At 39.6% G+C, this 7,320-nt stretch carries 6 protein-coding genes and 1 pseudogene; 3 read left to right on the top strand and 4 right to left on the bottom strand.

Features of this window, described 5'->3' with window-relative positions; genetic code table 11:
* Together ACGF63_RS21885 and ACGF63_RS21890 are read left to right on the top strand one after the other, a co-directional pair.
* On the top strand, window positions 1-1,016 hold a 1,016-nt coding region (locus ACGF63_RS21885), incomplete at its 5' end, for a tail fiber protein (protein ID WP_387633187.1).
* Window positions 1,016-1,642 (top strand): tail fiber assembly protein, encoded by a 627-nt coding sequence (locus tag ACGF63_RS21890; RefSeq protein ID WP_387633189.1) that lies wholly within the window; start codon window positions 1,016-1,018, stop codon window positions 1,640-1,642. The genes ACGF63_RS21885 and ACGF63_RS21890, both read left to right, overlap by 1 nt.
* Window positions 1,643-1,668: 26 nt before the next feature.
* Here ACGF63_RS21890 and ACGF63_RS21895 read toward each other — a convergent pair.
* Window positions 1,669-2,106: pseudogene (locus ACGF63_RS21895) on the bottom strand (tail fiber assembly protein).
* A gap of 284 nt (window positions 2,107-2,390) precedes the next feature.
* Between ACGF63_RS21895 and ACGF63_RS21900 the strand changes: the two are divergent.
* On the top strand, window positions 2,391-3,179 hold the full coding sequence (locus tag ACGF63_RS21900) for a glycosyltransferase family 32 protein (RefSeq protein ID WP_387633191.1): 789 nt from the start codon (window positions 2,391-2,393) through the stop codon (window positions 3,177-3,179).
* A gap of 625 nt (window positions 3,180-3,804) precedes the next feature.
* On the opposite strand, the gene ACGF63_RS21905 is transcribed toward ACGF63_RS21900, so the two are convergent.
* The 3 genes from ACGF63_RS21905 to ACGF63_RS21915 all read right to left on the bottom strand — a co-directional run bounded on the left by ACGF63_RS21905 (window position 3,805) and on the right by ACGF63_RS21915 (window position 7,285).
* A complete protein-coding gene (locus tag ACGF63_RS21905) occupies window positions 3,805-4,902 on the bottom strand; it encodes a glycosyltransferase family 4 protein (protein ID WP_387633192.1) in 1,098 nt (365 codons plus the stop codon).
* A gap of 884 nt (window positions 4,903-5,786) precedes the next feature.
* Window positions 5,787-6,413 (bottom strand): tail fiber assembly protein, encoded by a 627-nt coding sequence (locus ACGF63_RS21910; protein WP_387633194.1) that lies wholly within the window; start codon window positions 6,411-6,413, stop codon window positions 5,787-5,789.
* On the bottom strand, window positions 6,413-7,285 hold the full coding sequence (locus ACGF63_RS21915; protein WP_387633195.1) for a phage tail protein: 873 nt from the start codon (window positions 7,283-7,285) through the stop codon (window positions 6,413-6,415). The genes ACGF63_RS21910 and ACGF63_RS21915 overlap by 1 nt, the downstream gene beginning before the upstream one ends.
* Window positions 7,286-7,320: the final 35 nt, after the last annotated feature.

Consider the following 7,320-nt stretch of genomic DNA (forward strand, 5'->3'; position numbering starts at 1 on the left):
ATAAGGCGAAGAATGCAGTATCAGCAACAGGTGGAGATTACCCAGCATCTTTTAGATTTAAGCAAGTAGAAACAATACCGAATGAACGAAATGCTGTAATGCTCGCCTCGACACAGGGAGGAATGGGTAGTGGAACACAAGTCTCGTTTACACGTTACGCATGGTATGGCAATGAAGTCAAAACAGGTATTGTTCGTGGTGGTGGCTCGGATACGCTTGGATACGCAGTAGACATCAATAATGTTCGGGCGTTAACAGTGTCACCGGACGGAAGAGTAAACGCCTCACAATTTATTGCTGGAAGCGGAGGTATGCAAGAAGGCACAAAAGATGCGGCTAGTTTTGATGGAAATAACGTTGAACTTATATCGTGGTTCGGTATAGGACTAAAAGCAACGATAGATAATAAGACACGAATTTTTTTCAATACACGAAACGGCGATATTTTCACGAAAGGGGCAATTTATATTGGTGATGCAATACACTATGGCGATGGGAACACTACGGGATCAATATGGGGTGGTGATTTACATAGCTATATAAATAATAATTTTAGCAGAAAGAACGATAGCATTCCTGTCGGCTCACCCATCCCGTGGCCGCAACCCAATCCCCCATCAGGTTACCTTGCGTGCAACGGCCAGGCATTTAATAAATCTCAATATCCCCAGTTAGCCATAGCTTATCCTAGTGGCGTATTACCCGATTTACGGGGTGAGTTTATTCGTGGCTGGGATGATGGGCGCGGTGTTGATCCGGGTAGGGTGTGTGGGTCGTGGCAAGCTGATGCATTGCAAAATATCACGGGTAGTATGATGTTCACAGAAATGATACGCGGAGTACCGTCAGCTGGGGTATTCTATGTTGAATCAAATCCGCCGGCATGGCGAACGTTTCACGTATCGGGTGATGGATATTCGCCGACAGTGACATTTGACGCATCCCGAGTCGCACGTACAGCAAACGAAACTCGCCCCCGCAACATCGCATTTAACTACATAGTGAGAGCAGCATAATGACAGAACAAAAATACTCTTTAGAACATGAAACAGCCGTATTGGGTAAAGATGGTTTGGCTACTCAGGCCGGCTGGATAAAGGTTTATCACTCGAATCAAATCACACGAGAATTCACAGTTTCAGACATTGAATATGTGATGCTCGGTGTCAGTCTATCAGCCGGTGCTTATCCCGATGCGCCAGAGCTCCCAAAATCTCATGATGTGGCCGTTTGTCGTAGTGTCGATAGTAAGAGTTGGGAAACTGTTCCTGACTATCGCGGAAACATCGCTTACGACACGCTAACACGAGCGTCGACAGAGATAACTGAAATCGGTGAATTACCCGACACCCTGACCTTCAAAAAACCGCCGACTGATTTCGACACATGGAACGGTAAAGAATGGGTGGTTGATAAGGACCTCTTGAAATCTCATCAAATCAATGAAGCCAAACAACAACAAGCAGCACGGTTACAGCAAGCAAATGAAACACTCTCATTGCTACAAGACTCTGTTGACTTAGAAGTCGCAACAGACTCAGAAAAAGCCGCTTTGCTTGAGTGGAAGAAATATCGCGTTCTGCTCACTCGTGTAGATACTTCACAAGCGCCTGATGTTGAGTGGCCTCAATCACCAAAATAGTGGGATTAGGGCCACATGGCCCTTTTTTACTTTGGTTCTTCCGGCCAGCTGATTTTCGGTGCCAATGAGGTATCTATCCGATTTAGCATCACTCTGTAATTTTTTAATGCCAGCAAATCAGACTTTTCCGCTTCCGTAGCAATGTTTAAATCAAACGCATCTTGCAAAGGAAATATTTTCTTACTTACTTCGGATATTAGTTGTTGTTTTGCATATTCAAATTATTGTCGTAATTCGTCCTTTGTTGGCAAAGGAATATCCGTCCAGGAAGGTAATCCATCTTTACCCGCGATACGATATTTGCCTTCTGGAGCATGATTGGCTGAAAATTTCTGGTAAATATCGTTACTGACTTCCGTAATATTATCTGGCAACGAACCCGCATCAATATAATCCAGCTTGATTTCTACAGAATAGCTTGAGTGTAGCGCACCACGTAAATTAGAATGACACGTTTTTTCAATTTACGCGGCGTGCTACAATCTATTAATAGCAATAAGAGCTAAACGGCCCTACTCTTACTTTGGTTGTTCCCGCCACCCAATATCGGTACCATAGATATTCGGCGAATATTTAAGGCTTTCATGAATAGAGATCAGCTCTGAAATGGAAGAAGAGTGTTGGGGTTGTAGAAAAGTGAAGTTAATACCCATAATTGGATTGTTTAGGTGAAGTTGATAGTGGGATTACCTAGCTGTATACTAACAGCAATAGAGACTACATTCACATTTTGAGATAGTAAAAGCAAATGATACCTAAGAAAATCCACTATGTATGGGTTGGTGATAAACCTAAGCCACAGTTTGTTTTAGATTGTATAGATACATGGAATAAATTCTTACCTGATTATGAACTGATTGAATGGAACAATGAAAGTTTAAAAAAAATTAGAAATAATTATATGGAAGAGGCGTTTCTCAACAAGAAATGGGCCTTTGTTTCTGATTATTTACGGCTATATGCACTATATCATGAAGGTGGTGTATATTTAGACACTGATGTTGAAATTACCAGAAACATAGACAAATTCTTGCGATTGAGTTTTTTTAGTTGCTATGAAAAAGGCGATGAATACTATCCTATTACCTCGGCAGTCATGGGTGCAGAAAGAAGAAACAGCATTATCGGTAGTTTATTAAAACAATATAATGATATACATTTTGAGACACCTAATGGGTTGGATTTAGAAACCAATATAATAAAGATAACTCGTTATTTTTCAAAACAATTTAATTTATTGCCACCTTATGATGGAACAAAAGAAACCCGCTTAAATAACAATTCGATTATCTATCCATCTAACTATTTTTGTACCCCAGAATCGGGAATGATAAACTTCTCAATACATCATTTCAATGGCTCTTGGTTGCCTTCTCATTCTCGAAAAGATAAATTAAATATTTTTAATAAATTTATTATCTCTCGATTTATTAAGATAAGAGATAAAGGAGAGCCACAGATTTCTTCAAAAGAAAAAATATTACTTAGTGTACCTATGCTAAAGAACAAGAAGTATGTATTAATAATGAAAAAATAAAAAAACTTGCAGGGTCATAGCAACTCTGCAAGTTAACTAGACTGGTAATCAGTTTGACACATAAATCCCACGCATCTTAAAGCCTGCACCATCAAATGTTGGGACTAAACAGTTTGCCGGATCTGCGTTTTCATGGTTACCGTGGTTAATATATTTTCCCGCTCTTTCTCAACTGCGATTACATGGTATTTATTAGATGAAAACATGGCACAATCGCCATTTTAGATTTTAAATTTATAATTACAAATCTAATCAAAACTGCCATCGAATTCAATACAGTAAAAATCCCCTCTAATTTCTGACTCGGAGAATGTTTGAAAATGGCCTAAATTAATTTTATTGACAAAAATTTCCATTTTTATTACTCAAAAATATAAACTTTGACTGGCTGAACACCGTCCGTCCAAAATTCAATTTTACTGCCATTCCCTGATACCCTCATCTCTGTTGAGTTATCTCCTCCAATGGCATAAATACCATCCCATTTTGAGGTCCTTAGCTAATTCGGCAGCGAGAGCCTTAAGTTTCTTTTCGTCCATAATTTGCCTGTCTCCGTTGTCGGAAGGAATATATTAAAAACAAGTAATTACACAATTTAAATTCCAAGCTCCGTAAATCTAAAGATTTAGGATTTATAAACTAAACTATAAATATTTATCGTTTCTGAAACCATTTTTCTCACATCAAACTCATTAATCGCTTTTTCTCTGGCCTTTTCAGACAGCCTTTCTAACTCTTGGGATGATAAACCAGCAATTAGTTTTAAAATTTCATGTACTGATGCTTCATTTCCTGCTTTTGTGATCCAGCCATTAACACCATGATCAATGTTTTCTGGTAATCCCCCGAAATCACTGACAATAACAGGCAGACTACAAGCCATCATTTCTCTGCAAGCAAAACTGATAGTTTCACAATCAGTAGATAAAACAAATCCTACAGAAGCACTTTTCATGTAATTAATGATCCTTTTGTTATCATTGATATAACCAGTGAATTCAATATCAACATGAGAGAAAGGAACACCGACCAACTTATCGATATCTTTTTGGTAAGGAATACGTCCAATGATTTTTATACGAAATTTATCAGACAGTACTTTATTTTTTGCCAGGCATCTTATCAACAAATACCAACCCTTATGCCCAGCTGTCCCAGCAGAAGAAATAAGCGTTATCTTTCCTTTTTCTGTAATTATACGTTCAACCTTCCATTTGTCAGTATTAATACCATTTTTTATAGTAATAGCCTGTTTGTCAGAAATAAAAGAGGAACATTGATTTCTGGTGGCATCACTAACGAAGATGATTTTTTCATTGAGTTTTTTCAGCCTGATTCTGGATAACCAGGACACAAGATAATGATTATGTTTTGTATAGATTATCTTACTTTTCACTCCAAAAAGAACCTTTGCTAGGATAGCGATCTTATTATCAGAAGTTCCATTAGTATGAATAACGTCAATTTTTTGTTCTTTTACAACACGTGACAAGATTTTACAGGTTGTTACGAGTTGTTTAACTTTATTGAGTTTGCAGAAAAAATAAAGTGGAACAACATTGTTGAATCCAGAACTGATAAGTTCTTTGTACAATCTACTTTCTGGTGGGCAAGCAACAAATAGTTTCCCTTTGTTATAATCAAAATACTTAACTATGTTCATTATGTATGTGGTATGACCACCACCATTCCCTGTATGGAAATTTGTAATCATAATATTCATGATTCCTTCTTACTCTTACCTTTATTATCTGTTAATAAGCTATGTCTCATGAGCTTACTTACTAAAATTCTTATTTCGATCTGTTGTGTATTCAGCACCTACCATCAGGCTATTTATTTTCAGTAAAGCCTCTTAGGAATATTATCAGACTCAATATGCTGTTTGATCAACTGCTGAAAATCTGGGACAGATGAATCGATAAACTTCTTGTTTACTACACCATGTAATTTTAGCATGTTTTGCGTAATCGATAGTTAAGTTACTAAAGGGTTCTCAGAGCTTACCTGTTTACAATACTCTGCTTTACCGAGATATCAGCTTATTCTAAATTATGTAACGTAAAAGTATATAATAAGCTCTAGGGAAGAATTTGGCTAGATAAAAATTGAATCCTGGCTTTATTAGATAGCTTAATGGAATTCTTCTTATTTCTCTCGGCATAGTCATTCTTATATACCCCTATTGGGCTGACATATGGCCCGTTGGACCTTAATTCTATTATTCCCTGTTTTACACAAACAAGAAAGAAACTAATGAGTTTATAACTGCTATCCCTGATAATTACTACCTATTTCGCTGATCCTCATATTCATCTTGTTAGTATTAAAATTAAATAGAACGGTTAACCGATAAAAAGTTCTGTCTATACTTCTACTGTAGAATGGGATAAACATCTTAAAATCCGGTTTGATTGAGAATACAAACTCAGATGGTGTAATCTATAACCAATCGACAGAATACTGAACCTGTGAAGTTAAAATGATCTTCCTCGGTGGATGACGAAATGGCAGCATATAGCACAATAGGTGGGAATAATCTCAGAGGAGACAGACTAAATAGGATGTTTTATCATTGTCATCGGGCTGCATAAGCAGCCCTTATCATCATTCTGGCATCTTAGGCCATTCAATATCAGGCGCTAGTGAAGTATCAACACGGTTCAGCAATACCAGATACTTTTTCCAGTTCAGTAGCTGCGCTTTTTCCTCTTCTGAGGCCAGTTCAGTATCGACAGCATATTGTAATAAAATAGCGGCCTCATTAGCTTGTTGGCAAAGTGTAGCACGTTGCTGTTCTGCCTGCTTAATCCGACTCACTTTCAGAGCGTCTTTGTCAGTGACCCACTCTTTACCGGTCCACTGGTCAAAATGAGTTGCGGGTTGTTTGAATGTAAGCGTTTCCGGTAACTCACCCAGTTCAGTGATTTCTTGCGGCAAGCTAGTTTGCGTGTTGTAAGTGGTCTTCCCTCGATAATCAGGGACAATTTCCCAACACTGACCGTCGTCACTGCGACAAACGGCCAAATCATCAGACTTCGGCAGCTCTGGCGCATCGGGATAAGCGCCTGCTGATACACTGACACCCAACATTAAGTATTCAATATCAGCACCTGTAAATTCCCTTGTCATCTGATTAGTATGGTAAACATTTATCCAACCGGCTTTCTCGGCTAAACCATCTTTACCCAATACTGCCATTTCTGGTTCTAAAGAGTACTTTTGTTCTGTCATTATGCTGCTCTCACTATGTAATTAAAGGCGATGTTGCGGGGACGGGTTTCATTGCCGCCAGTCGGCGATGTTGTGCTGTCGATATATAAAAAACCATTATTATCGCTGTCTGTACCCGCAGATCCGACGTTGCCGTTATACCCAGCAGGAGTTGTTTCTTTCTTGTTAGCACCGTAGAGACTGTTCATATTTTCGATATAATATCTGTCGCGATAGCCATGCCCATGCTTTTCGAGTGCCCCCCCCTGCCACGACAAAATCACACGCCCCCTGTCCACACCACGCCCATCATCCCAACCTCGGATAAACTCACCGCGCAAATCAGGTAATCTTCCTGATGGGTATGCCACCGCTAATTGTGGATATGTGGATTTATTAAATGCCTGGCCGTTGCACGCAAGGTAACCTGATGGGGGATTGGGTTGCGGCCACGGGATGGGTGAGCCGACAGGGACAATCAAACTATCTACTTCATCTTTTGTATAGTCCCTACGCCAACCGGGTCGGTAATCTTTACCGTGATTAATATAAGTAAATTGTGAATTCGGGATGCCGTTACCATTTGTTGTTGTCGGTGTTGTAACACGGATAGTCATTGCAGATTCTACGCCCATGACTTCGATAACGGCCCCCGCAAGACAGATATTACCGCAGCCTGTATCGTTAATTATACGATTGGAGGCATATGACCATGAGCCTTTACACATCCAGTATGGAACATCAAAGGCCCCGTTTTGCTTAAGCCATACGATGAACTCGTCTGTTGTCCATGTACCCTCACCGCCAATCGAAATGCTGCCACTATACGCCCGGCATGCCCCCACATCCCCCGCACTCAAACTGATATCCCCAGTCAATGCCTTCCCGTTCACTTTCCGGCTACTCGGTACCGCACTTTTCGCCTTAT

Source organism: Photorhabdus sp. RM322S (assembly GCF_042879395.1).
Lineage (GTDB): Bacteria > Pseudomonadota > Gammaproteobacteria > Enterobacterales > Enterobacteriaceae > Photorhabdus > Photorhabdus khanii.

Excerpts from the sequence above, each read along its gene's own strand:
- ACGF63_RS21890 (WP_387633189.1), top strand. The coding sequence starts at position 1,016 with ATGACAGAACAAAAATACTCTTTAGAACATGAAACAGCCGTATTGGGT.
- ACGF63_RS21900 (WP_387633191.1), top strand. The coding sequence starts at position 2,391 with ATGATACCTAAGAAAATCCACTATGTATGGGTTGGTGATAAACCTAAG.
- ACGF63_RS21905 (WP_387633192.1), bottom strand. The coding sequence starts at position 4,902 with ATGAATATTATGATTACAAATTTCCATACAGGGAATGGTGGTGGTCAT.
- ACGF63_RS21910 (WP_387633194.1), bottom strand. The coding sequence starts at position 6,413 with ATGACAGAACAAAAGTACTCTTTAGAACCAGAAATGGCAGTATTGGGT.